Genomic DNA, 22,719 nt, shown 5'->3' on the forward strand with positions numbered 1-22,719 from the left:
AGTTCCTTGACTGATATTTTTTCCCCGCGATTCAGCGCTGGTCGCGGTCTACAGATCCTTCCGGACGAACCACAGTTGGCTCGCGAGGACGAGGGCGACGGTCATCGCGACCAGGATCGCGGCGCCGGTCAGGTCGTAGGTGCTCTCGAGGAGCACGTCGTTGGGATCGAAGTAGCGCATGGGCGCTACCGCGCCGAGGGACTCGTAGTCGGTTCCCTCGATCACCGACTCGGCCAGAAAGAGCGCGAAGGTGACGCCGAGGGCGACCCGCTGGGCGATGCTGACGCGGTCGAAGACGACCGAGCAGACGATGCCGATCCCGGCACAGGCAAAGAGATACGGGATCGAGAGCAGGTGAACCGCGACGACGTCTGTGACGGGCAAGGACTCGTCGATCAGCCAGGCGGCGCCGAGGACGATCGGCGGAAGCAGGAGATTTACCGTGATGATCGGTACCCCGAGAGCGGCGAAACGCTCGGCAAGGAGTCGGGGACGAGAGACTGGCATCGCGAGCAGCGTGTCCATGCGTCCACGGTCGACATCGTCGGCGATCACGCCCGCAGCGCTGTAGGCGAAGTAGAGTCCGAGGAGAATGATCCAACCGAAGACGTACAGCTCGAAGGCGAGAAAGCCCTCGAGCGAACCCATCGTCTGGATGTCAAAGAGGGCGAGCATCTCATCCGGGTAGGCCTCGAGGAGTTCGTCCCCTTCGAAGGCGTCGCTAAACGAGGGCCAGATCCAGATGATCATCCCGGCCAGCACGGCCATTCCAGCCGAGAGATAGAGACTTCCCTTGAGGCGTCGCCGAGCGTCGTACCGGAGGAACTCAAACATCGTTCTCATCTCCGTAAAATCGCAGGAAGACGTCCTCAAGGGGTGCCTCCTCGATTGCGAGATCCAGCAGTTCGTACTGGGTGAGTCGGGGGAGGAGCGCATCGATGCTGCCGGTGTAGGTGAACGCGCACTCGGTGAACACCGTCGACTCGTCAGTGTTAGCGACGCCATCAGCAAGGCTCGTCTCCAGATCGTGGACACCCTCGAGGTCGAGTGCGTCGACGGGAATCGGTTCGGCGGCGTGAATTCGAACCGCCTTCCCGCTTCTGGTCAACAGTGTCTCGATCGGGTCGACAGTCACGAGCTCGCCCTGCCGGATGATGCCGACGCGGTCGCAGAGTCTGCGGACCTCACTCAATATGTGTGAGGAGAAAAAGACGGTTACACCGCGGTCGCGCTCCGCGCGAAGGAACTCGGCGAAGCGCTGTTTCATCAACGGGTCGAGCCCACTGGTCGGTTCGTCTAAGATCACGAGATCGGGCTCGTGCATGAACGTCGTCACAATCCCGAGCTTCTGGACGTTGCCCCGCGAGTAGTCTCGAACCCGGCGGTCGATCGGCGGATCGAACACCTCGAGGAGCTCCGCGCTGCGCTCGTCACCCTTGACCGAGGCGTGGAGGTCGACGATTTCGGCCCCGGTCGCTTCCTCGTCGAAGCCAGGTTCGTCGGAGAGGTAGCCAATCCGGCGTCTGGTGTCGACGAGCTCCCGGCGATCGTGGATATCGGTCCCGAGCACCCGAGCGGTGCCCGAGGTCGGCGAGATAAAGCCCAGAAGCATCCGGATCGTCGTCGTCTTCCCGGCGCCGTTTGGGCCGAGGTAGCCGAAGATCTCGCCGCGCTCGACGTCGAACGTCAGCGCGTCGTTGGCGAGAACGGCACCGTAGTCTTTCGTCAGTCCCTCGAGTTCGATGACGGCCATACGGTCCCCTTACGCAGGCGTCCCCTTTGATAGTATTGGGCAGGCAACCAGTTTTCGAGGGAAGCTAGCTGAGAGAGCGAACCGAAGAAACTGAAACGGCGATACGTTTGTCGAATGGGATGATACGTTCGTTGGAGGGAGTGGGGTCGGGTGTGGCCGAGCTTACATCATGCCGCCCATACCGCCGCCCATGCCGCCCATGCCGCCGCCCATTCCGCCTGGGCCGCCGGGGCCGCCGGGCATCTCCTCGTCGTCATCGTCGTCCGTGCTGCCGCCTTTGAGCTCGCCGGCGGCGATCACGTCGTCGATGCGAAGCAGCATGACGGCCGCCTCGGTGGCGGACTCGATGGCCTGGGTCTTGACTCGCAGGGGCTCGTAGACGCCTTCCTCGTCCATGCTGATCGTGTCGCCCGTGTGGGCGTCCAGCCCGGCGGCGGTGTCGCCGCCGTCGTGGGCGCTTCGCAGCTCCACGAGGGAGTCGATGGGGTCGAGGCCGGCGTTCTCGGCGAGCGTTCGTGGGATGACCTCGAGCGCGTCGGCGAAGGCCTCGACGGCGAGCTGTTCGCGGCCGCCGACGGAGTCGGCGTAATCTCGCAGCGCGAGCGAGAGCTCGACTTCGGGCGCACCGCCGCCGGCGAGCACCTGACCGTCCTCGATCGTTGTCTTGACGACGCCGAGTGAGTCCTCGATGGCGCGGTCGACCTCGTCGATGACGTGCTCGGTCCCACCACGCAGGATGAGGGTGACGGACTTTGCGTCCTCGACGTCCTCGACGAACAGGCGCTGGTCGCCGGCGATCTCCTTCTGGGCGACGCTGCCGGCGAAGCCGAGGTCGTCCTCGGTGATGTCGGTGGCGTTGGCGACGGGTTTGGCGCCGGTTGCGCGGGCGATACGGCCCGCGTCACTGGACTTGACGCGACGGGCCGCGATGATGCCTTCCTCGGCGAGGTAGTGCTGGGCCATGTCGTCGATGGCGCCGTCGACGAAGACGACGTCGGCACCGACGTCGGCGAGGTGGTCGACCATCTCCTTTAACTGGGCTTGCTCCTGATCTAAGAACTCCTGGAGCTGGTCAGGATCGGTGACGTTGACCTCGGCGTCGATCTCGGTCTCTTTGATCTCGAGAGCGCCGTCGACGACTGCGATGTCAGCGTCCTCGGCGAAGTACGGCATGTTCTCCGAGACGCGGCTCTTGTTGATGATGACGCCCTCGACGAGTTCGGAGTTCTCGATCGAACCGCCGACGACCTTCTCGACGGAGACGTTGTCGGTGTCGATCCCGTCCTCGTCAGCGACCTGCTGGACGGCGTTGACGACCAGTTCGGCCAGCAGGTCGCGGGCGTTCTCTGCGCCCTTGCCCGTCATCGCGGTGGCGGCGATCTGGTTGAGGATCTCCTCGTCGTCCTCGTCGACCTCGATGGCGATCTCCTCTAAGGCCTCGCGGGCCTCCTCTGCGGCCTGACGATAGCCCTGTGCGAGCGTCGTTGCGTGGATATCCTGCTCAAGAAGATCCTCGGCGCGCTTTAAGAGTTCACCCGCAACGACAACAGCACTCGTGGTGCCGTCGCCGACCTCGTCTTCCTGCGTCTCGGAGACCTCGACGATCATGTTGGCCGCCGGGTGGTCGATCTCCATCTCGGAGAGGATCGTGACGCCGTCGTTGGTGACGACGACTCCGCCCGTCGAGTCGACGAGCATCTTGTCCATCCCCTTCGGGCCGAGCGTGGTGCGGACGGACTCGGCGACTGCCTTGCCGGCCGTGATGTTCATCGACTGTGCGTCCTTGCCAGACGTGCGCTGGCTGTCGTCGGAAAGTACGATGAGGGGCTGGTTACCCATCTGCTGAGCCATAGTCAAGGGGAAGATTGATTGTTATTCTATATAAGTGTTTTCGTCTCGGTCGAGGGCGAATCGCCGGACTGAGTCGATGTCACACACCCTCAGCCGACGAGCAGTGAGGGTCAACAAAAGGGGAAACGACGGAAAGTTCGTGTGTAGCAATACCGCTCGCAGAGAGTCAGCTTTCGCCGCCGGGGAACCGGTGGTACTGCATCCCCTGGTGTTTCATCTCGTTGTGTCGCTCCTCTAAGAACGAGTAGACCGAGCCGTGGGGGGCGCCGTCTAGAAGCATCTCGGCTGCGGTCCTGGCGGCGTCGACTTCCGGGGGCGTCCCGATGATACCGAACGTCGAGCCATAGATGACGACCGAAGCGCCCGACAGCTCTTCCATCAGCTCTCGGGTTCGGCCGTTCTCGCCGATCAACCGTCCCTTCTTGCGTTTCATGTCGTTTGTGTTCCGGGCGGCGGCGTCGATATCGACGAGGTCGAACAGCATCATTTCGTCGTCTAACAGCCGGAGGGCGTCTTCGGGCGGGAAGCCGCGACCGATCGCGCGGACGACGTCAGGGCCTTTGAGGCCGAGTACCGGGTCGCCGACGGTTTCGATCGCGACCGACCCGTTCTCGGAGTCGATGTCGAGACGGACCTCGGCTTCCGCCTCGATCTTGCGCATCGTCTCGCCTCCTTCGCCGATGAGAACGCCGATGCGGTCCTGCGGAATCTTCACGTGCTGCATGTACATCCGTACTCCCCGCGGGGGCAAAAGCCCTTGGAACGGTGTGTAAGGAGTGTGCGAAGGGATCTCTGTCGAGACGATAACGGGCAGTAAATCAGCGAGGCGATGAGGGGGAAGCGAGAGTCAGTCGGCGACTGAACGAAATCGCACCGTCTCCGCGCGGGTGTCGAGGATCGCCACAGTTCGGTGTTCGTCGGGGACGGTACCGAAGTGGGCACCGGGATTGAGTAGCGTCGTCCGGCCGTCTTCTGTTAGTTCACGCTCGTGGTGGTGACCGAAGCAGACGTAGTCGAAGCTGTCAGCGGCCGCGAGCGCCTCGACCTCGGCGCGGGACTCGCCGTGGAGGACAGCCACCGAGAGGCCGTCGAACTCGAGGGCTGCAAAGCGGCCGTGGAGTTCGCTTCCCCGCCCAAGAGAGTCGAACGCGGCGTGGAGTCCCGCGATCTCGCCGTCGTTGTTTCCGAGGACGCCATGGAGTTCGAAGCCGTCGAACGCCGAGAGCAGCGGGGGCGCGACGAAGTCGCCACAGTGGATGACGACGGAGACGCCCGCCTCCGAAAACAGCTCTGCGGCGCGCTCGGCCGCCGCGACGTTGTCGTGGGTATCGGAAATGATGCCGGCGTGCATGGTTGACAGCGCGGGGGCGAGACAGAAATGTGTTCGGGGCTGCCAGGTTTTCGGTCGGTGAAAAGATAGCGCCGAATCCATACCCGATGAGGGGTCGCCGCGTTCGATTCGGTTCGGTTAGTCTCGCGACGGATCCGGCTCTGGATCCGTAACGAACTCAAGGAGGTCGTCTTCGGTCGTCTCGAGTCCCTGGCGAGAAAAGAAGGCCGCGACGTTCCGACAGTCTCGCTCCAGGAAGTCCCGACTGTTGGGGTGGTGGACCGTGACCGCCTGTCCGAGGTCGATGACGACGAGTTGGCCCTCGTCCTCGTCGAAGACGACGTTGTACTCACTCAGGTCTCCGTGGATGAGACCGGCCGCGTAGAGTCGGCGCATGTACTCGCGCATGACCTCGTAGGCGGTCTGTGGGTTCTCGATGTGAACCTCGCCGAGGCGCTTTGCGCGGCCATCGTCGCCGCCGATATACTCCATTACGAGGACGTTTCGCTCGGTTGCGATCGGCTCCGGAACCCGAACTCCGGCCGCTGCGGCCCGCCGAAGGTTCGCTAGCTCCTTTTTGGTCCACGCGAGGACGACGTCTTTCTTTTTGCCACCCAGCCCTTCGAAGCGTGGATCCCCCTCCAGATAGTCACGCATCTGCCGGAAGTTCGAGGCGTTAATCCGGTAGACCTTCACGGCGACCGTCGTCTCGTCCGGCCCCAGGGCCTGGTAGACGTTTGCCTCCTTGCCCGTCGAGAGGGGGCCGCCGAACGCCTCGACGTGGCCGTCCTGAACGAGTTTGTACAGCGCAGCGAGCGTCGCGTCGTCGAACACCGACTGCTCGACTTTGAACTGATCGGCGTCTTTGATCCGTTCTTCGAACTGCTCGAATTTGCGGTCGCGCTTGCGGGCGATCCGGTCGGCCTCGGTATCCGAGACGTCGATCTCTTCCCACTCGTCGCCCAGCGTGTCGACCTCCTCGGGGTCGACCAGATCGAACTCCGATACCTCGTCCATCTATCCTCCGTAGGGGTCCAAGGCGCTAAAGGGCTGGGTATCACTGACCGGCCCAGATCGACGCCGTAGCGCCCGAACCCGGCGGTCGCAGTTGCCGCCTCCAGCCTTTTGCCGTCGCGTTCCCTACCGACACCATGTCCGAATGGTTGACGCGAACGGCGACGAGGCTCGACCCATGACCCAGTATGACGTCACCCTGGAGTGGCCGGACGGCCGAACCGAGACGGTCGCGGTCGATCCGCGGGAAACGGTACTCGAGGTGGGGCTGCGAGAGGGGATCCGGTTGCCCTACGACTGTCGAAAGGGGACCTGCATCACCTGCGTCGGTCGGGTTCTCGCGGTCGGTGAGGACGATACCGGCGCGAGCGACGTGGTCGACACAGTCGACTCAAGCGCCGCAGTCAACGCCGCTGACGCATTCGACTACCGACGCCAGCCCAGAGCTCTCACGGAACGTGAGCGGAGGGACGGCTACGTCCTGTTGTGCATCGCGGTGCCACGAGCCGACTGTCACGTCCAGGTCGGTCCGATGGTTCGTGCCGAGGTCGGCGACAGTCCCTGGAGCTAGACCACACTTATCACGTGCGGGAAGGCGGCCACTCACTGCGCGACGACGGTAACGTTAACGGGACCGCACCGCAACCCTCGAGCAACGAATGTCTCTCGCCGACGAGGATGCGGACGACAATCCCTACCTCAGCGATCCGCCGACGACCTTCGAGCCGGTCGACGAACTCACGGAAGCCGAGGCTCGCGAACAGGTCGAGTTGCTCCGAGAAGCGATCCGCGAACACGACCGCCGATACTACGTCGAGAGCGATCCACTCATCGCCGATCGAACCTACGACGCGCTGTTCGCGCGCCTGCAGGAACTCGAGGACGCGTTCGAACTCACCCACCCAGACAGCCCGACCAGAAGCGTTGGCGGCGAGCCGATCGAGGCGTTCGAGACCGTCGAGCACGTCGCACCGATGCTCTCGATCCCGCAGTCGGGGGAGGCAGCGGACGTCCGAGAGTTCGATGAGCGTGTGTGTCGGGAGTTGGCGGCGAGCAACGAAGCGAACGGAACCGAGCTTCAGTACGTCTGCGAGCCAAAGTTCGACGGCATCTCGGTTGCGTTCGTCTACCAGGACGGCCGACTCGTGCGCGCTGTGACGCGCGGAGACGGTCGAGAAGGTGACGACGTCACGCGAAACGCGCGAACGATCGGCTCGGTCCCGCAGAAACTCCACGGAGAGTACCCCGAGTTCCTGACGGTCCGCGGCGAGGTCTACATGCCGAAAGACGCTTTCCAGGCGCACAACCGCGAGCGGATCGAACGAGGTGAGGAACCCTTCGCCAATCCGCGGAACGCGACCGCGGGGACGATCCGCCAGCTCGATCCGTCGGTCGTCGCACAGCGTCCACTCGAGGTCTTCTTCTTCGACGTGCTGGACGCGAGCGAGGTCGCGGAGAGCCACCGCGAGGCGTTAGCGCAGTTTCCCGACTGGGGGTTGCGGGTGACCGATCGCGTCGAGGTGGCCGCGTCGATCGACGAGGCGATCGCCTACCGGGACGACCTGCTCGACGCGCGCGACGACCTCCCCTACGAGATCGACGGCGTGGTGATCAAAGTCGACGATCGTGACGCCCGCGAGGAGCTGGGTCAGACCGCAAGACACGATCGCTGGGCGTTCGCCTACAAGTTCCCAGCCCGCGCAGAGGTGACGATGATTCAAGATGTGGCAGTACAGGTAGGTCGGACCGGCCGGCTTACGCCGGTTGCGCTGCTCGATCCGGTGGACGTCGGTGGGGTGACGGTTTCGCGGGCGAGCCTGCACAATCCCGCGGAGATCGCCGAAAAGGACGTCGGCGTCGGAGATACGGTTCGCGTCCAGCGGGCGGGTGACGTGATTCCGTACGTCGAGGAAGTGGTCGAGAAGGGAAGCGATGGCCACTACGAGCTACCGGCGACCTGCCCCATCTGTGAGAGTGCAATCGAGCGCGATGGCCCCCTCGCGTACTGTACGGGTGGACTGGCCTGTGACGCCCAGCTCCGCCGATCGGTCGAGTACTACGCGGGAGACGACGGCCTCGACCTCGAGGGAGTCGGCGAGCAGAGCGTCCGCCAGCTGGTCGACGCGGGACTCGTCTCCGAGGTGGCGGATCTCTACGAGCTGACCGAAGCGGAGCTAACTGCGCTCGAGGGGTGGGGTGAAACGAGCGCCGAAAACCTGCTCGCGGAGATCGAAGCCAGCCGGGAGCCCGATCTGGCCGACTTCCTCTCGGCGCTTGGCATTCCCCACGTCGGACCGGCGACGGCCCGCGAACTGGCCCGCGAGTTCGGGACGTTCGCGGCGTTTCGGGTGGTTGCAGAGGACGAGCCCGAGCAACTTGAGGGGGTCGACGATGTCGGCGAAACCGTCGCCGAGACGATCCACGACTTCTTCGCAAGCGAGGCCAACGCGGCGGCGGTCGACGCCGTGCTCGAACACGTCTCGCCCACGGAGGCGGAGACGGAACATGGCGGTGACGAACTCGACGGGCTGACGTTCGTCTTCACCGGCAGTCTGGAGGGAATGACGCGAGGGGAGGCCCAGGAACTCGTCGAGAGCCACGGTGCAAACGCCACGGGAAGCGTCTCGGGGAACACGGATTATCTGGTCGCTGGAGAGAGTCCGGGTACGACGAAACTCGAGGATGCCGAGGAAAACGGTGTGGCAATTCTGGAGGAGAGCGAATTTCGAGAGCTACTCACGGAAGCAGGGCTCGAGGCGGAATAAACCAATAGTGGCGAAACCGGACCCGAATGCCTAGAGGTCGACTCGGTCGAATCGGTAGAGCGCGATCGCGAGCGGGACGACGATCCACAGCAGTAGAATAATAAAGGAGAACCAGTCTTGGAGGTAGAACGGCACTTGGCCGTCCGGAAACCACACCTCGGGGTAGTTCGTGCCGAGCTCGTCCCCACCGGTGGAACTGAGGAATGCGAGTGTGTTCTGGAACGCATTCCCCGGATCGACCATATCGACGAACAAGGCCCAATCCGGGAGCCGCTCGTTTTGCAGTACCTCCGTCGTTCCGTCTGGAAGCTCGACTTCCTGGGTGTAAGCGACGCCGTCGATCGTCCCTCGGCCCATCAACATGTCCAGTGCCACCATGATTGCGTTCCAGACGATGTAAAACAGGACGAAGATGCCGAACATCGCGGCGCCGGCGATCGTCGTCGACTTCGTAAGGGAAGACAGCGAGACAGCAATGCTCGTGTACGCGACGGCGTAGAGGATCGACATCGCGAGAAGCGCGACGTAATCACCGATGTCGAATCCGCCGAGCACCACGGCGACGACGACGGCCGCGAGCACGAAGCCGATGACAAGCGAGAACGAAAGGACGGCCGATCGGCCGACGAGTTTACCGAGAATAACGTCCTTTCGGGAGTGAGGAAGCGAGAGTAACACTTTGATGCTTCCAGACTCTCGCTCGCCAGCGATCGCTTTCCAGCCGAGAATCAGTGCGATCAGTGGAATAACGAGCCGTGTGATCTGACTCACGAGAAGGACAAGCGCTTCCGTAGTGGCATCGGCTTGGACGAGATCATCTGCACCGAAATACGAGATCAAGCCCGTTATACCGGCAAGGAGCATGAAAAAGAAGATGCTTAGCCCCCAGAAGGTCCAGGAGCGAATGGCATCCTGAAAGTCCTTCTTTGCGATTGCACGAACGCTATCCAGATTGATCGAACTCGGCGCGGTGGATGACGAGGCGACACCGGTGTCGGATTCTGTACTCATGCACGCACCCCCGTGGTGTACGACTGGAAGACGTCGTCGAGAGAGGCTTCCTCCGTCCGGAAGTCACGGACTTCGAGTCCCTGTGACTCGATTTCGTTTAGAACTGCGGTCTTCGAACCGTTGCACTCGACGACGAGGGTGGGACCACTCTCGTCCGTACTGACGCTTCCCACCTCCGAGAGTTGTCGGACAGCGGTGGTGGCGTCATCGTCAAGTCGGTCGACACTGATTCGCAGTATCGTCCCGCCGCTCATCGAATCGCGAAGCCCTTCGACCGTATCGGTCGCGACCATCTCCCCGTCCCGAAGGATGCCGACGCGGTCACAGACGGCCTCGACTTGCTCCATGATGTGACTCGAGAAGAAAATGGTCGCGCCGCGGGCGTTCTCCTCGCGGACGATCTCGCGCATCTCGCGTGCGCCGTTGGGATCGAGGCCCGTCGAGGGCTCGTCTAGGATGAGCAACTCCGGCTCGCCGACCAGCGCCATCGCGAGGAGGAGTCGCTGGGACATCCCCTTCGAGTAGCCGCCGGCTTTTCGGTCGGCTGCGTCGGCGATACCGACGCGCTCGAGGAGCGCGTCTGGATCGTCGTCGACACCTTTCGAGTCGATCGTAAACTCGAGGTGCTGACGGCCAGTGAGGCGGTCGTAGGTTTCGGCACCCTCCGGAAGGACACCGGTTCGCTGACGGATCTCCCGGCTGTGCGTCTGGGCGTCGAGTCCGAGGACGCTCGCGTCGCCGGCAGTCGGTCGAGCGAAGTCGAGCAAAATGTTGATCGTCGTCGACTTGCCGGCGCCGTTGGGCCCCAAAAACCCGAACACCTCGCCCTCCTCGACTTGGAACGAGAGGTCGTCGAGCGCGAGCGTGTCCCCGAAGGACTTGGTCAGAGTAGTTGCCTCTATCGCGGTCATACTCGCCACCAGTCACTGTCACCAGATAAGGGTTTTCCACGAGTTTCTGGCCTGGAACAAAGTTGGGTGGTTAGGGAGCTTTCAGGTTGATTCCGGCGGAAAGAGTCTATCGAGCGTCCCGATGGCTGCTACAGTTCGTCGTCAGGATCGTACTGCTCGGCGGTCCGTTCGGCCTCCGTGGCGTACTGTTCGCGTGTGGACTCGTCGGGAACCGATTCGAGCTGGGCAGACTCGACGTCGACGGCTGCGGTCACCGGCGAACCGGTCTGTAACGACATCGCCGAGCGCTCGCGTTGTTGGTACTGCGAACCGTCCGGGGTGGCGTAGACGATCGTCACAAGATTGCGCGCGTCGAAGCTCCGTTCGACCAGCCAGCATCGAACCGTATCGTCGTCCATAGGTGGTGTTTCGGGTCGAACACCGAGAAAGTGTGGGCTGGTGATTTTGTGGGCTGGTGATCTGCGCGAAAGTGGGGCATGAACGCCAAGAGTCGACCCGAAACGAACCCCGCGGAAGCAACCCAAAACGAACCCTGAGGAGTCAACCTGAAACGCCTCGGCGCCGTAGGGCGGGCGATGAACGCCGACGCGGTTCGCGAGCGTGCCCGATCGGCACCGCAAGAGCCCGGCGTCTACCAGTTTCGGGCCGACGGGAGTACATTGTACGTGGGAAAGGCGGTCGACCTCCGAAGTCGACTACAATCGTACGCGAGCCCGCGAAGCGCGAGGATCGCCCGGATGGTCGATCGTGCCGAGACAGTCGAGATCGCGGTGACCGATACCGAGACACAGGCGCTACTTCTGGAAGCGAACCTGATCAAACGCCACCAGCCGCGGTACAACGTCCGGCTGAAAGACGACAAATCGTACCCGATGGTCCAGCTGACGGATCACGAGGCGCCACGAATCGAGGTGACGCGCGATCCCGCGGAGTCGGCGACGATTTTTGGACCGTACACGAGCAAGAAGCGAGTCGAGACGGTCGTGAAGGCGCTCCGAGAGACATACGGGGTTCGTGGGTGTTCGAACCACAAATACGCGGGACGAGATCGTCCCTGCCTCGACTACGAGATGGGACTGTGTACGGCGCCCTGTACGCATGAAATCGACCTCGACGAGTACGTGGCTGACGTCGCGGCCGTCGAAGGATTCCTCGAGGGCGAAACTGGGATTCTGGCAGATCCGCTGCGACAGGAGATGGAGGCAGCCGCAGCAAATCAGGAGTTCGAACGCGCTGCAAACCTGCGAGATCGGCTAGGGGCCGTACGCACGTTCCACGAAGGCGGTGGCGAGGCTGTCCAATCGACCGGCGAGGAACGAACGGTAGACGTGCTGGGTGTCGCAATCGAAGGCGAGAGCGCAACGGTAGCGCGACTTCGCTCGGAGGACGGCAAACTCGTCGAGCGCGATCGACACGTGGTCGAGGTACCAACCAACGAAGACAGATCTCAGGGGGCCGTTAGGGAGGTCCTTGCATCGTTTTTGGTCCAGTACTACGCCGAGCGTGATCTTCCGAGGGCGTTGTTGCTTCCCGAACACCACGGTGACGACGAAGTGTCGGAGTGGCTCGAGGCAGAGGGTGTCTCCGCGCGGGTCCCAGGTGCAGGGCGTGAGGCAACGCTCGTCGAACTCGCGCTGAAGAACGCACGCCGAAACGTCGGACAGAGAGACGAGTGTGGCGCACTCGCCGAGGCGCTCGATCTCGATGCGGCGAATCGTATCGAGGGATTCGACGTGAGCCACGCCCAGGGGACGGCGGCGGTCGGGAGCAACGTCGTCTTCGTCGACGGAAGCGCAGAGACGGCCGCTTATCGGCGAAAACGTCTCGACGATCAAAATGACGATTACGCGAACATGCGGTCGCTGGTCGCGTGGCGAGCTCGCCGAGCACTGACCGGACGCGACGAACGACCAGATCCCGACCTGCTCCTGATTGACGGCGGTTCGGGGCAGGTATCGGCCGCTTGCGACGCACTCGAAACGGAGGGATGGGACGTCCCAATCATCGGGTTAGCGAAGGCTGAAGAGCGCGTGGTGACTCCAACACGCGAGGTATCGTGGGCGTCGGATGCCCCACAGCTGCATCTATGCCAGCGGGTGCGAGATGAGGCACACCGGTTTGCCGTTCAGTACCACCAGACGCTGCGAGACGAGGTGAAAACGGTGTTAGACGACATTCCTGGGGTGGGTCCGGAAACCCGAAACCGTCTCCTCGGCCGGTTTGGAAGTGTAGCAAACGTTCGCGAGGCCACGCTCGAGGAACTCACGACTGTCCGTGGTGTCGGGGAAAAAACTGCCCAAACACTGCAACAGCGGCTATGACGGATAGGGTCGATACTGACTAAAACTCAACGGGTCGATACTGACTACAACCGGTGCAGTAGCTGCGGTATCTCGAGTTGAAATGAGGGGGTTTCCCTAGAGAATACTAGTGATACTAGTTCACAGGTAGAAAAATCATTACACGTACAACCGTCCACCATTACCATGGTCGGCAGACTCGTGGTGTGGCGAGACCGGCTGAATCAGTATTCGGTATCCTCACTCGAAACCGTAGAGAACACCCCCACCCCTTCGTTTCAAGTGGAGATGCCAGAGAGAGTAGGGCGCAAAAGAGCGAGAGTGGAGATAGATTCCGTGTCGAGCGATTAGAGAGAGGAGATACTGATAGTAGAGAACCGATAGCTGCTGATATCGGTACCTAGTAACTGAGTGTCGCTATAGCAAATAATCTAGTTAACTCTAGGGATAACCTAAACAACCCTAGTAACTAGTCTCTTTTGCTAGTGCTGCGGATATTGTTTCTACCCTATTCATATAAACCTTCCTGTCGTAAAAATCACCCCCTACCCCCTCCCCCTCCTCCACTGTTCCAGTGGAAACGAAGGGGTGGGGGGGTCACTCCAATTGTTCTTTTCGAGCAGGCATCTCTCAACTGGTCGTGATCTCTCATCTGATCAGTTCGTCCCAACCAAACAGCAGTTGATGATCTCTTTGCCCCGAGCTCGTAGTGTATTCTATCCTCTTTTCAACCTGTTCGCCTCGTTCTCCCGTAGTATCGTGTGTGCGGTTCCGTGGCCGTGTGGTGGCGCCACTCGCATGCCGTACGCGCTACGCGCAGGGTGAACTAGAATAAGAACTATAACTAAACTTCAACTGCAAACACTAAACCTCGCTTCAACTGCAAACACTAAACCTCGACTGCACAGACCAACTTCTATCAACCTAGTAGTAGCGACCGAATTATGATTATGCACCCACAGCACATACTACGATGGAACCCACCCTCCTTTTCGGGTCGAAATCGTGTAGCGAGAAGAGAAGAATTTAAGACCTAGGTATTCCTCTGGTTCGTTTGCATCAACTGGACTCTGGAATCGACACTCCAATCTCGGACCGGTGCCGCTGGCCATGAAACCGCCGAAATTGGCCGTTTGGTGTCTGCGTTCCAGGTGAAATGAGGGGGTATCTGTACGACGTATGTCTGACGAAAACTCACAGACGACGGGTTCGGGTCGAGACGCTGAACCGGACGGACCACACGGGTTCTCGACAGATCTCGTCGGATCTGGTATCACAGAGGAGGAATCGAACCAAGGGTTGTTCGACGATCTACTCAGCGGCGAACCCATCTTCGAGAACAAGGAAGTCCTTAGACCGTCGTACACACCTCACGAGCTCCCCCATCGAAATAATCAGATCAACAAAATGGCGACGATCCTTGTCGCTGCACTTCGAGGTGAAACACCCTCGAATATTCTCATCTACGGGAAGACCGGGACCGGCAAGACTGCGAGTGCAAAGTTCGTCTCGAAGGAACTCGAGAGCACGTCCTCGAAGTACAGCGTCCCCTGTGACGTCGAGTACATCAACTGTGAGGTGACAGACACCCAGTACCGCGTCCTCGCTCAGCTTGCTAACAAGTTCATCGAGGAGAACGAGCGCCGAATTACGGACCGTATTGCTGAACTCGAATCGCACCTCGACGAAATTGACTCGTTACCCTCTGACGCAGCCGATACGTCCGACGCAGAGACACCTCTCTCTGGCGACCTCGATTCACCTCATTCGGCTGGTTCGTCTGAACCGTCTCACGACGGGGAACCATCGGATCGAGGCACTGAGGGTACTGGTACTCCCGGGGAAACTGGGGCCGACGAGACCGGCTTCGAATTCAACGAATCTGCAACACAATCCACTACTTCTAATGCAGACGAATCTCCTTCGAAAGACGACAGATCGGCTAATTATGGGGGCTCCCCAGTAGAAACTGAGGGGGTTGAGAGGGCAGAAAATTCTCCTGATAGCTCGGGCTCCGATCTCACACATCCGCTTGCCTCAACGCCGTTCGATTCACGCGAGGACGTTGAGGCTCGAATCGACGAACTCGAAGCCGACCGGGACTCGTTCGAGGAGGTGCCGATGACCGGGTGGCCGACCGATCGCGTCTACAGCGTCTTTTTCGACGCCGTCGACTACTCGGAGCGTGTCGTCGTTATCATGTTAGACGAGATCGACAAACTCGTCGAAAAAAGCGGTGACGATACACTGTATAACCTCTCTCGGATGAACTCCGAACTCGAGAACTCGCGGGTGTCGATCATCGGTATCTCGAACGACCTGAAGTTCACCGACTTTCTCGATCCGCGTGTCAAATCGAGCCTCGGCGAGGAGGAAATCGTCTTCCCCCCCTACGACGCGAACCAGCTACGGGACATCTTGCAACACCGGTCGGAGGTATCGTTCAAACAGGGTGCCCTCTCGGACGATGTTATTCCACTCTGTGCGGCGTTCGCCGCCCAAGAGCACGGCGACGCCCGCCGAGCGCTCGACCTCCTGCGAACAGCAGGCGAACTCGCCGAACGCTCCCAGTCCGAGACGGTTGTCGAGGAACACGTCAGACAGGCACAGGACAAGATCGAACTCGACCGCGTCGTCGAGGTCGTCCGGACGCTTCCGACACAGAGCAAACTCGTCCTCTTCGCGATCATCCTCCTCGAGAAAAACGGCGTTCACAGCATCAATACCGGCGAGGTGTTCAACATTTACAAGCGCCTCTGTGAGGAGATCAACGCCGACGTCCTCACCCAGCGACGCGTCACCGACCTCATCAGCGAACTTGACATGCTCGGCATCGTCAACGCGGTCGTCGTCTCGAAGGGCCGCTACGGCCGAACAAAGGAGATCAGCCTCTCGGTCCCCCTGGAGGACACCGAGGCCGTATTGATCTCTGACTCCCGACTCAGCGACATCGACGACGTTCAGCCGTTTGTACAGGCACGGTTCGAGAACTAAGACTTTCTAACGGCTAGTCGGCGACAGGAACCAGTCGTCGGTGACCTGTGATCGGAGCCGCTGAACTATACCGCTGCAGTCGAACGCTGCTGTGCAGTCAAACTCTGTTACTGTCGTCACAATTTGTTGCTGCAGTCGAAATAGACAGCTGCAGTCGGGCTGTATTCGACGGAGTAGTACCGGAGTATTCAACCCCGTTGTCCGACTGCGACCGTCGTCGCACCTGCGACACTCGCCGTTCCAACCGACGCAATCCCACTACCGACAACGTGTACGGCTTCTCCACCGAGGAACGGCTCTGTCGCCCCGTTCCACAGTCGATCCTGTTCGAGCAAGCTCTCACCGATGCCGCCGAATACGCTGCCGGTGAGCAGCAGTTCGTCGAACATGAGCCGGACGTATCCGAGATACGGGACTCTCACCATCGCTTTCCCGGTGACCCACTCCGGCCTGACGATACCACTGTCCGTTCCGAAGCCAACCTGATCGTAGCCGCGGTTCGCATCACCCTTCGTCACGAATCCGTCGTACGGAGCCGGACAGGTCGTCACCTGATCACACGTTGCGTCCCCGAGGTAATCGGGGTTCGCCTGCTCGTCGATCCAGTTGTCCCCCTCTTCGACCCAGTAATGTGCCCGGTGTATCACCGGGTTGCCGTCTCCGCCGGGTCTGAAGATGACCACGTCACCGTCTTTCCCGAACTGATTGTGATCGTTCGCGTCCGCGAGCGGGACGATACCCGTTCCTGCAGCCGGCTCGTCGCCGACGAATCGCTCTTCGTCGGCGACGAAGACCATATCTCCGCGGTGCATGTTCGGCTCCATACTTCCGCTTTCGATCGCGACAAGCGGTGGCCATACGCCGCTGATTCCGAACAGTACGAGCCCGATTACGGCCACGATGGCGACGCTTGTGAGCACGTCCCTGACGACGACGACCGTTCCCTCTTCGCTTCGGAAGAACCACCGCAACACGCCGTCGTCTTCGATTGTGACGCGGTCGTCCGACGGTCGTGCCCGGCCGCTCGAAGCAGGACCCCTTTCACCCTGGGATCGTCCGTTAGTCTCTGGTCCTGATCTATCCGCGGATGGCTGTCGATCGCTCGTGGTCGTTCGCCGAGCGTCGTCCGGTAAGCGCTCGGATTTCCCGTCTGTGGTTCGTTCGTCCGTCACCTCATTGTCTGGCCCCTCTGTCACCTCGTCGTCAGAACTATCACTCGCGCGAGACGGAGGGACGTGTGGTTCCGGATCGCGCTCGTCGTCGTCCGGGCCGGGAGCTCCCATTTCCCTCCACTTTGCTAAGGGACGCAATCAACCTTCTGCTCGGTGGCGTCTGCTGTTCGGGACCGGCCGGCTGTCGAAGCCCCGCTGTGGTGTGTCGCCGGCATCGGTCGATTCGCTATCCTTTTCTCTCTGACCTCGCATACGATGAGTGTGCCACTCGAGGGCCACACCCGGATCGTTCGCGAGCTCACCACCCGTGGATACAACGCCGAGCGGGAGGCGGTCACACTTATAGCGACCGCTGACGATCCAGCGGCGACCCTCGAACGCGTCGTCGACGATCTTTCCGACGATACGCTCGTAATCACTCAACACCACGTTCGATCGACCCTCGATTCTGAACCAGCAGCCGACAAATCGACCACCGTTTCATCTGCATCCGATACGGGAACAAATCACACGACTGAAACTGATAGTCCAGTCGAAACGAAGGGGTCTCCTTCGGACGCTCTCACTACTGCAGACGCTCCTGTTGGAGACACACCATCCAGTCATGCGCCTGCTGAAGAGACTGCGTCAACTGAGTCTCAGCAAGCGCGGACGTCTGAGTCTCAACAAGCGCGGACGTCTGTCGATGAGGACCGATTCGACCGAGCGCAAGATCCGGCGCTTCGCTCGCTCGACATCGCGGGCGACATGACCGGTGAGAGCACTGGCACGGGCGAGTACTCGGATTTCGTCGCCGTCTTTCGGGACCGGCTCGAGCGGCTGGGGTCGAAGCTCCGCGGTCGGGTCAATCACCGCCCTGCGAGCGCAATTGGGAGCATGCCTGGTGGCAGCGAGGCCGCGATGGTCGGGCTGGTCAACGACGTCCGGTCGACCGCCAGCGGCCACTGGCTGATCGAACTGGAGGATGCGTCCGGAACCTTCCCCTGGCTGGTGATGAAAGACCGCGAGTACGTCGACCTCGTCGACGAACTACTCTACGACGAGGTGATCGCGATGGAGGGGACGCTCGCCGACGACGCCGGGATCGCGTTCGTCGACTCGATGTACTTCCCGGACGTCCCCCGCACCCACGAGCCGTCGACGGCGGACCGCCACGTACAGGCGGCGCTCATCAGCGACGTCCACGTCGGCAGCCAGGAGTTCATGGAAGACGCCTGGAACCGCTTTACAGACTGGCTCCACACGCCCGCGGCCCAACACGTCGAGTACCTGTTGATCGCCGGCGACATGGTTGAGGGCGTCGGCGTCTACCCAAACCAGGACGAAGAACTCGACGTCGTCGACATCTACGACCAGTACGCGGCGTTCAGCGAGCACCTGAAGTCTGTTCCCGGTGACATGGAGATCGTCATGATCCCGGGCAATCACGACGCGGTCCGACTCGCCGAACCGCAGCCCGGATTCTCCGAGGAGCTCCGAGAGATCATGTCGGCCCACGACGCCCGCATCGTCAGCAATCCGTCGACGGTCACGATCGAGGGTGTCACCGTGCTCATGTACCACGGCGTCTCGCTGGACGAGGTAATCGCCGAACTACCCGAAGAGAAGGCGAGTTACGACGATCCCCACAAGGCGATGTACCAGCTGTTAAAGAAGCGCCACGTCGCCCCGCAGTTCGGCGGCCACACTCGCCTCGCCCCCGAGGAGAAAGACTACCTCACCATCGACGAGGTGCCCGACATCTTCCATACGGGCCACGTCCACAAGCTCGGCTTCGGCAAGTACCACAACGTCCTCGCGATCAACTCCGGCTGCTGGCAGGCCCAGACGGACTTCCAGCGCAGCGTCAACATCGACCCCGACTCCGGGTTCGCCCCGATCGTCGACCTCGATACGTTAGACGTGACGGTCCAGAAGTTCAGCTGAGCCCGCGTCACGTGGTCGAGCCGTCCCCCTTCGTTGAGTCCGTGTCGCTCCCCCAGCCGCTCGCTGTCTACACACTGTGCTACGGTTCCAGTCGAAACTTCTCGGTCTGGGAGCCGTCGAACTGTGGCCCGCTTCCGCAGTGTCGAAAGCCCAACTGCTCTACTGCAGTACTGACCGCCTCGTTGTCGGGCGAGACGAGGAGTTCGACGCTCATTCCCTCGCTCTCTGCGAACCGGACCGGCTCGGCGAGCAGGCGCTGGCACGCCTGATCGGTGCCGCCGATCTGCGTGATGTGGACGGTGTCACCCCTCGCGTCGAAGCTCACGAAGCCCAGAATGTCTTCCGGTTGCGAGCCGCCGTATCGGGGTTCGCTGCCCGAGACGTCCGCGTTCGGATCTCGAACGCCGTCTTCGGCGATCCGCACTGTCCGATCGTGGACGAGGTTTCGCATCACGTCGGTCGGCGAGTTGGCGATCGCCGCGATGGCGTCGGCGTCGGCCTCGAGCGCGTCCCGTACGTTCATCGTCCCGTGGTAATGATGTGCACGAACATAAATCCCGCCCGCGGAGACAGGTAGACCAACCCAAGTCGGTGTGACTGTCTCGAGTAACTGAATATCCAGCTGGATCGACTTGGATGACGAACAGTTACGCCTGCGATGGGACACAGTTATCTGCCCCCTCTGGTAAAGGAGTGGCACATGACCATCACTCACACCGTCTCTCAGGATGGGGTGTTCGTATGCGCGTTCTAGCCAAGTTCGGCGGTACGAGCCTCGGCAGCGGCGATCGGATCAACCGCGCCGCCGATTCCGTCGCTGCGGCCGTCGAGGACGGCCACGAGATCGCCGTCGTCGCCAGCGCGATGGGGTCGACGACCGACGATCTTCTCGACGAGATCACCTTCGACACCAGCGATCAGGACCGCGCACAGATCGTGAGCATGGGCGAGCGGACCTCGGTCCGCATGCTTAAAGCCGCTCTCTCCTCGCGGGGCATCGACGCGATGTTCTTGGAGCCCGGCAGCGAGTACTGGCCGGTTATCACCGACGAGCACGGCGAGGTCGACGTCGAGCGAACGCGCGAGCGCGCGACTGAGCTCGCTGCCAAGTTAGACGGCGTCGTTCCCGTCATCACCGGCTTCCTCGCCGAAGGAATCGACGGCTCGGTTACCACCCTCGGTCGCGGAGGTAGTGACACCACGGCCGTCATGCTCGGCAACTACATGGAAGCCGACGAGGTCGTCATCGTCACCGACGTCGAAGGCGTCATGACCGGCGACCCGAACGTCGTCGAGGGCGCCCGAAACGTCGGCGAGATATCCGTCGACGAGCTGCGAAATCTCTCGTTCCGCGGCGCTGAGGTCGTCGCTCCCTCCGCGCTATCGTACAAAGACCGGGGTCTCGACGTCCGCGTCGTCCACTACCAGCACGGTGATCTTCTCTCCGGTGGGACGAGCATCGAGGGTCAGTTCGAGAGTCTCGTCGATCTGCGCGAACAGCCACTTGCCTGTCTGACTGTCGCGGGACGGGCGATTCGCAACCAGTCGGGCATCTTTCAGTCGCTTGCGGACGCCTTAGGTGATAACGAGGTCAACATCGACGCCGTCGCCAGCGGCGCAGACACCGTCACCTTCTACATCGACGAGGACGAGGCCGAGCGCGCCGAGAACATCCTCCACCGCGAGGTCGTCACGAGCGATACACTCTCGAGTGTCACCGTCGACTCCCCGATTGCGGCGATCCGCGTCACCGGCGGCGAGCTCCCAAATCAGCCGGGTATCGTCAGCGAGATCGTCAACCCGATCGCCGACGCCCGAATCAACCTCCAGGACATCATCACCAGCGCCACCTCCGTCGCGCTGTTCGTCGACTGGGAAGACCGCGAGAAGACCCTCGAGCTCACGCAGGACCTGTTCTGAGACCGCTTCGTTACTCATATCGACTCTGCCAGAGCTGGCCACTCTCTCGGTAACGACTCCCTACTAGATTCGTTCGGCGCATTCAGGCTCAACCCCTTTTTGTCGCCGTCGCCTCGATCGAACCATGCTAGAACTTGCACTCGCGTTCTTCATCATCGCAATCATCGCCGCCGCGTTCGGTGCGACCGGCGTCGCTGGCGTTACGATGGCCGCCGCGAAGTGGATCGTGGGGCTGTTCTTGCTGCTGGCGGTCCTCTCGATGTTGCTGTAGTGAGTCCCCGGCTGTCATCCAGCGACACGCACTAGCAGCTTCGGTCACTCCAGCAGCGCTGCACCCTCTTCGACGTCCATCACACCCTGTGAGACGGCCGTGAGGATGCGGACGACCTCCGGATTCGGCTCGGAGCCGTCGTCGTTGTCGGCGGCCTCCGCGAGCGTCACCTTCGTCGAGTCGCCGACGAACTCCGCGACGTCGGTTCCCTCGGCGATAGCGGTCTCCTTTTTCACCCGGTAGTTCCCGCCGTCGGTGACGTGCAGATCGCCCGGGTGGAAGAAGTACCAGTCTTCGCGGTCGAATCGGACGCCGATGCGGGGCTTCGCGCCGAAGTTCTGTGCGAAGTAGATCAACGCCTCGACTTCCTCGCCGGTCAGGTAGATCGGCTTCCCCGAACTCGACTTCGCTTCGATGGCGTAGAATCGCTCGCCGTCGCCAGCCAGGACGTCGGGAAGTTCGCGTTCCGTGGCGGCGCCGCTTGCCGGCGCGCGCATCACCGCGAATCCCGAGTCGTCGAGGAGGTTCACGAGTTCCCGCTCGCGGCGGTCACCCTTCGCCTGAGACATGCTCCTATCTCACCGACGCGAATACATAAACGGGCCGGAGGTGACCCGGTCGCGGCCGCTCCAGCGCGACGTATCGTCTCGAACTCACCCCAGGACGACCAACACGTCGACGACCGCACCCGCCATCTCTTCACCCTCCTCGAACCCGTAGATCATCGCGACGTACAGCAGCGCCCAGTTGAACGCGTTGTAGACGGCGTGGATGATGATCGGGACGACGAGGTTCTCGGTTACGACGTAGGCGTATCCCATCACGAGCCCGCCGAAGAAGAGGACGATGAGTGGGATCACGACGGCGACCGTCGACTCCGCCAGCAGGGCGTAGACGGGGAAGTGAACCAGCGAGAAGATCGCGCTCGCGACGACGACGGCCGTCGTCCGATCGAAGGCGTCGTAGAGGCGTTTCTGGATGACGTTTCGAAAGAGGAACTCCTCGGCCGGCGAGTTGAAGAGAAACGCGATCGCGATCAGGATGAGTATCATCGCCTCGTCGCCGCCGATGTACTCCGTGATGCCCGAGCTGGCAACCGGCGCGTCGAGTAGTGTGACTACGATGTTCGTCAGGACGTAAAAGGCGATGACGGCGACGGTGCCCCCGAGTGCGTACACCCAGCCACGCTTATCGGGCACCGAGAGATCGACGTAGTCCCAGCCTCGGTTCGTATAGGCCAGATAGATCGCTCCCGCAGCGGCCATTCCGACGAAGTTCAACACGAAAAACGCCGTCCGAACCCCGAGTGACGTCTGGCCGGGTTCGTCGATAAGCATCGGCTCGTAGAGGAACGCGGGCAGCGTGAACAGTTCAGCGGTGAGGATCCCAAAGAGCGTGAGCCCGAACGCGACGAGAACCGCGCGGAGGGGACGACCGCGGACGGTTTCGACTGCACTCGTCGATTGGTCTTCCATATTGGCTCGTATGTCCGTGAGGCCTT

Annotated in this window: 20 protein-coding genes; 7 read left to right on the plus strand and 13 right to left on the minus strand. The window is 61.6% G+C overall.

From position 1 onward, the window contains the following. Nucleotides 1-48 precede the first annotated feature (48 nt). The 6 genes from OB905_08585 to OB905_08610 all read right to left on the minus strand — a co-directional run bounded on the left by OB905_08585 (nucleotide 49) and on the right by OB905_08610 (nucleotide 5,951). Nucleotides 49-834, minus strand: coding sequence for an ABC transporter permease (locus tag OB905_08585; protein ID MCU4926041.1), 786 nt, complete (start codon nucleotides 832-834; stop codon nucleotides 49-51). Continuing rightward, nucleotides 827-1,753 (minus strand): ABC transporter ATP-binding protein, encoded by a 927-nt coding sequence (locus tag OB905_08590; GenBank protein ID MCU4926042.1) that lies wholly within the window; start codon nucleotides 1,751-1,753, stop codon nucleotides 827-829. The genes OB905_08585 and OB905_08590 overlap by 8 nt, the downstream gene beginning before the upstream one ends. Nucleotides 1,754-1,915: 162 nt before the next feature. Next, nucleotides 1,916-3,592 (minus strand): thermosome subunit alpha, encoded by a 1,677-nt coding sequence (thsA, locus tag OB905_08595; GenBank protein MCU4926043.1) that lies wholly within the window; start codon nucleotides 3,590-3,592, stop codon nucleotides 1,916-1,918. A gap of 178 nt (nucleotides 3,593-3,770) precedes the next feature. Beyond that, on the minus strand, nucleotides 3,771-4,328 hold the full coding sequence (locus OB905_08600) for a KH domain-containing protein (protein ID MCU4926044.1): 558 nt from the start codon (nucleotides 4,326-4,328) through the stop codon (nucleotides 3,771-3,773). 123 nt (nucleotides 4,329-4,451) lie between these two features. Next, entirely contained in the window at nucleotides 4,452-4,955 is a 504-nt protein-coding gene (locus tag OB905_08605) for a metallophosphoesterase (GenBank protein MCU4926045.1), read from the minus strand. Nucleotides 4,956-5,072: 117 nt separating this feature from the next. Continuing rightward, nucleotides 5,073-5,951: a serine protein kinase RIO gene (locus tag OB905_08610; GenBank protein ID MCU4926046.1), complete on the minus strand. Its 879-nt coding sequence runs from the start codon at nucleotides 5,949-5,951 to the stop codon at nucleotides 5,073-5,075. A 175-nt stretch (nucleotides 5,952-6,126) separates the two neighbouring features. Between OB905_08610 and OB905_08615 the strand changes: the two genes are divergently transcribed. Continuing rightward, nucleotides 6,127-6,519: a 2Fe-2S iron-sulfur cluster-binding protein gene (locus OB905_08615; GenBank protein MCU4926047.1), complete on the plus strand. Its 393-nt coding sequence runs from the start codon at nucleotides 6,127-6,129 to the stop codon at nucleotides 6,517-6,519. Between the two features lie 88 nt (nucleotides 6,520-6,607). Beyond that, nucleotides 6,608-8,713, plus strand: a complete 2,106-nt coding sequence (gene ligA / locus OB905_08620) for an NAD-dependent DNA ligase LigA (protein ID MCU4926048.1) — start codon at nucleotides 6,608-6,610, stop codon at nucleotides 8,711-8,713. A gap of 30 nt (nucleotides 8,714-8,743) precedes the next feature. Here ligA and OB905_08625 read toward each other — a convergent pair whose 3' ends face one another. The 3 genes from OB905_08625 to OB905_08635 form a co-directional block, all read right to left on the minus strand. Beyond that, nucleotides 8,744-9,724, minus strand: a complete 981-nt coding sequence (locus OB905_08625) for an ABC transporter permease (protein ID MCU4926049.1) — start codon at nucleotides 9,722-9,724, stop codon at nucleotides 8,744-8,746. Beyond that, nucleotides 9,721-10,635 (minus strand): ABC transporter ATP-binding protein, encoded by a 915-nt coding sequence (locus OB905_08630; protein MCU4926050.1) that lies wholly within the window; start codon nucleotides 10,633-10,635, stop codon nucleotides 9,721-9,723. The genes OB905_08625 and OB905_08630 overlap by 4 nt, the downstream gene beginning before the upstream one ends. A 128-nt stretch (nucleotides 10,636-10,763) precedes the next feature. Continuing rightward, nucleotides 10,764-11,033 carry a hypothetical protein gene (locus tag OB905_08635; GenBank protein MCU4926051.1) on the minus strand — a complete coding sequence of 90 codons (270 nt, stop codon included), beginning with the start codon at nucleotides 11,031-11,033 and terminating at the stop codon, nucleotides 10,764-10,766. A 177-nt stretch (nucleotides 11,034-11,210) separates the two neighbouring features. Here OB905_08635 and OB905_08640 point away from each other — a divergent pair, with 177 nt between their 5' ends. Together OB905_08640 and OB905_08645 are read left to right on the plus strand one after the other, a co-directional pair. Continuing rightward, on the plus strand, nucleotides 11,211-12,956 hold the full coding sequence (locus tag OB905_08640) for an excinuclease ABC subunit C (protein MCU4926052.1): 1,746 nt from the start codon (nucleotides 11,211-11,213) through the stop codon (nucleotides 12,954-12,956). A gap of 1,158 nt (nucleotides 12,957-14,114) precedes the next feature. Next, nucleotides 14,115-15,929, plus strand: coding sequence for an ORC1-type DNA replication protein (locus OB905_08645; GenBank protein MCU4926053.1), 1,815 nt, complete (start codon nucleotides 14,115-14,117; stop codon nucleotides 15,927-15,929). 188 nt (nucleotides 15,930-16,117) lie between these two features. On the opposite strand, the gene OB905_08650 is transcribed toward OB905_08645, so the two are convergent. Continuing rightward, nucleotides 16,118-17,212, minus strand: a complete 1,095-nt coding sequence (locus OB905_08650) for a S26 family signal peptidase (GenBank protein MCU4926054.1) — start codon at nucleotides 17,210-17,212, stop codon at nucleotides 16,118-16,120. A gap of 150 nt (nucleotides 17,213-17,362) precedes the next feature. Between OB905_08650 and OB905_08655 the strand changes: the two genes are divergently transcribed. Beyond that, nucleotides 17,363-19,027, plus strand: a complete 1,665-nt coding sequence (locus OB905_08655; GenBank protein MCU4926055.1) for a DNA-directed DNA polymerase II small subunit — start codon at nucleotides 17,363-17,365, stop codon at nucleotides 19,025-19,027. A 79-nt stretch (nucleotides 19,028-19,106) separates the two neighbouring features. Here the strand turns inward: OB905_08655 and OB905_08660 are convergent, their stop codons facing one another. Next, nucleotides 19,107-19,550 (minus strand): hypothetical protein, encoded by a 444-nt coding sequence (locus tag OB905_08660; protein ID MCU4926056.1) that lies wholly within the window; start codon nucleotides 19,548-19,550, stop codon nucleotides 19,107-19,109. Between the two features lie 218 nt (nucleotides 19,551-19,768). Here OB905_08660 and OB905_08665 point away from each other — a divergent pair, with 218 nt between their 5' ends. After that, nucleotides 19,769-20,947, plus strand: a complete 1,179-nt coding sequence (locus OB905_08665) for an aspartate kinase (protein ID MCU4926057.1) — start codon at nucleotides 19,769-19,771, stop codon at nucleotides 20,945-20,947. A 124-nt stretch (nucleotides 20,948-21,071) separates the two neighbouring features. Further along, the gene (locus tag OB905_08670) at nucleotides 21,072-21,218 is read left to right on the plus strand and encodes a DUF1328 domain-containing protein (GenBank protein ID MCU4926058.1); all 147 of its coding nucleotides are present in this window, start codon (nucleotides 21,072-21,074) and stop codon (nucleotides 21,216-21,218) included. A gap of 44 nt (nucleotides 21,219-21,262) precedes the next feature. Here the strand turns inward: OB905_08670 and hjc are convergent, their stop codons facing one another. Together hjc and OB905_08680 are read right to left on the minus strand one after the other, a co-directional pair. Next, a complete protein-coding gene (gene hjc, locus OB905_08675; GenBank protein ID MCU4926059.1) occupies nucleotides 21,263-21,787 on the minus strand; it encodes a Holliday junction resolvase Hjc in 525 nt (174 codons plus the stop codon). 84 nt (nucleotides 21,788-21,871) lie between these two features. Then, on the minus strand, nucleotides 21,872-22,693 hold the full coding sequence (locus tag OB905_08680) for a CPBP family intramembrane metalloprotease (GenBank protein MCU4926060.1): 822 nt from the start codon (nucleotides 22,691-22,693) through the stop codon (nucleotides 21,872-21,874). Nucleotides 22,694-22,719 lie beyond the last annotated feature (26 nt).

The organism is Halobacteria archaeon AArc-dxtr1 (assembly GCA_025517425.1).
Lineage (GTDB): Archaea > Halobacteriota > Halobacteria > Halobacteriales > Natrialbaceae > Halostagnicola.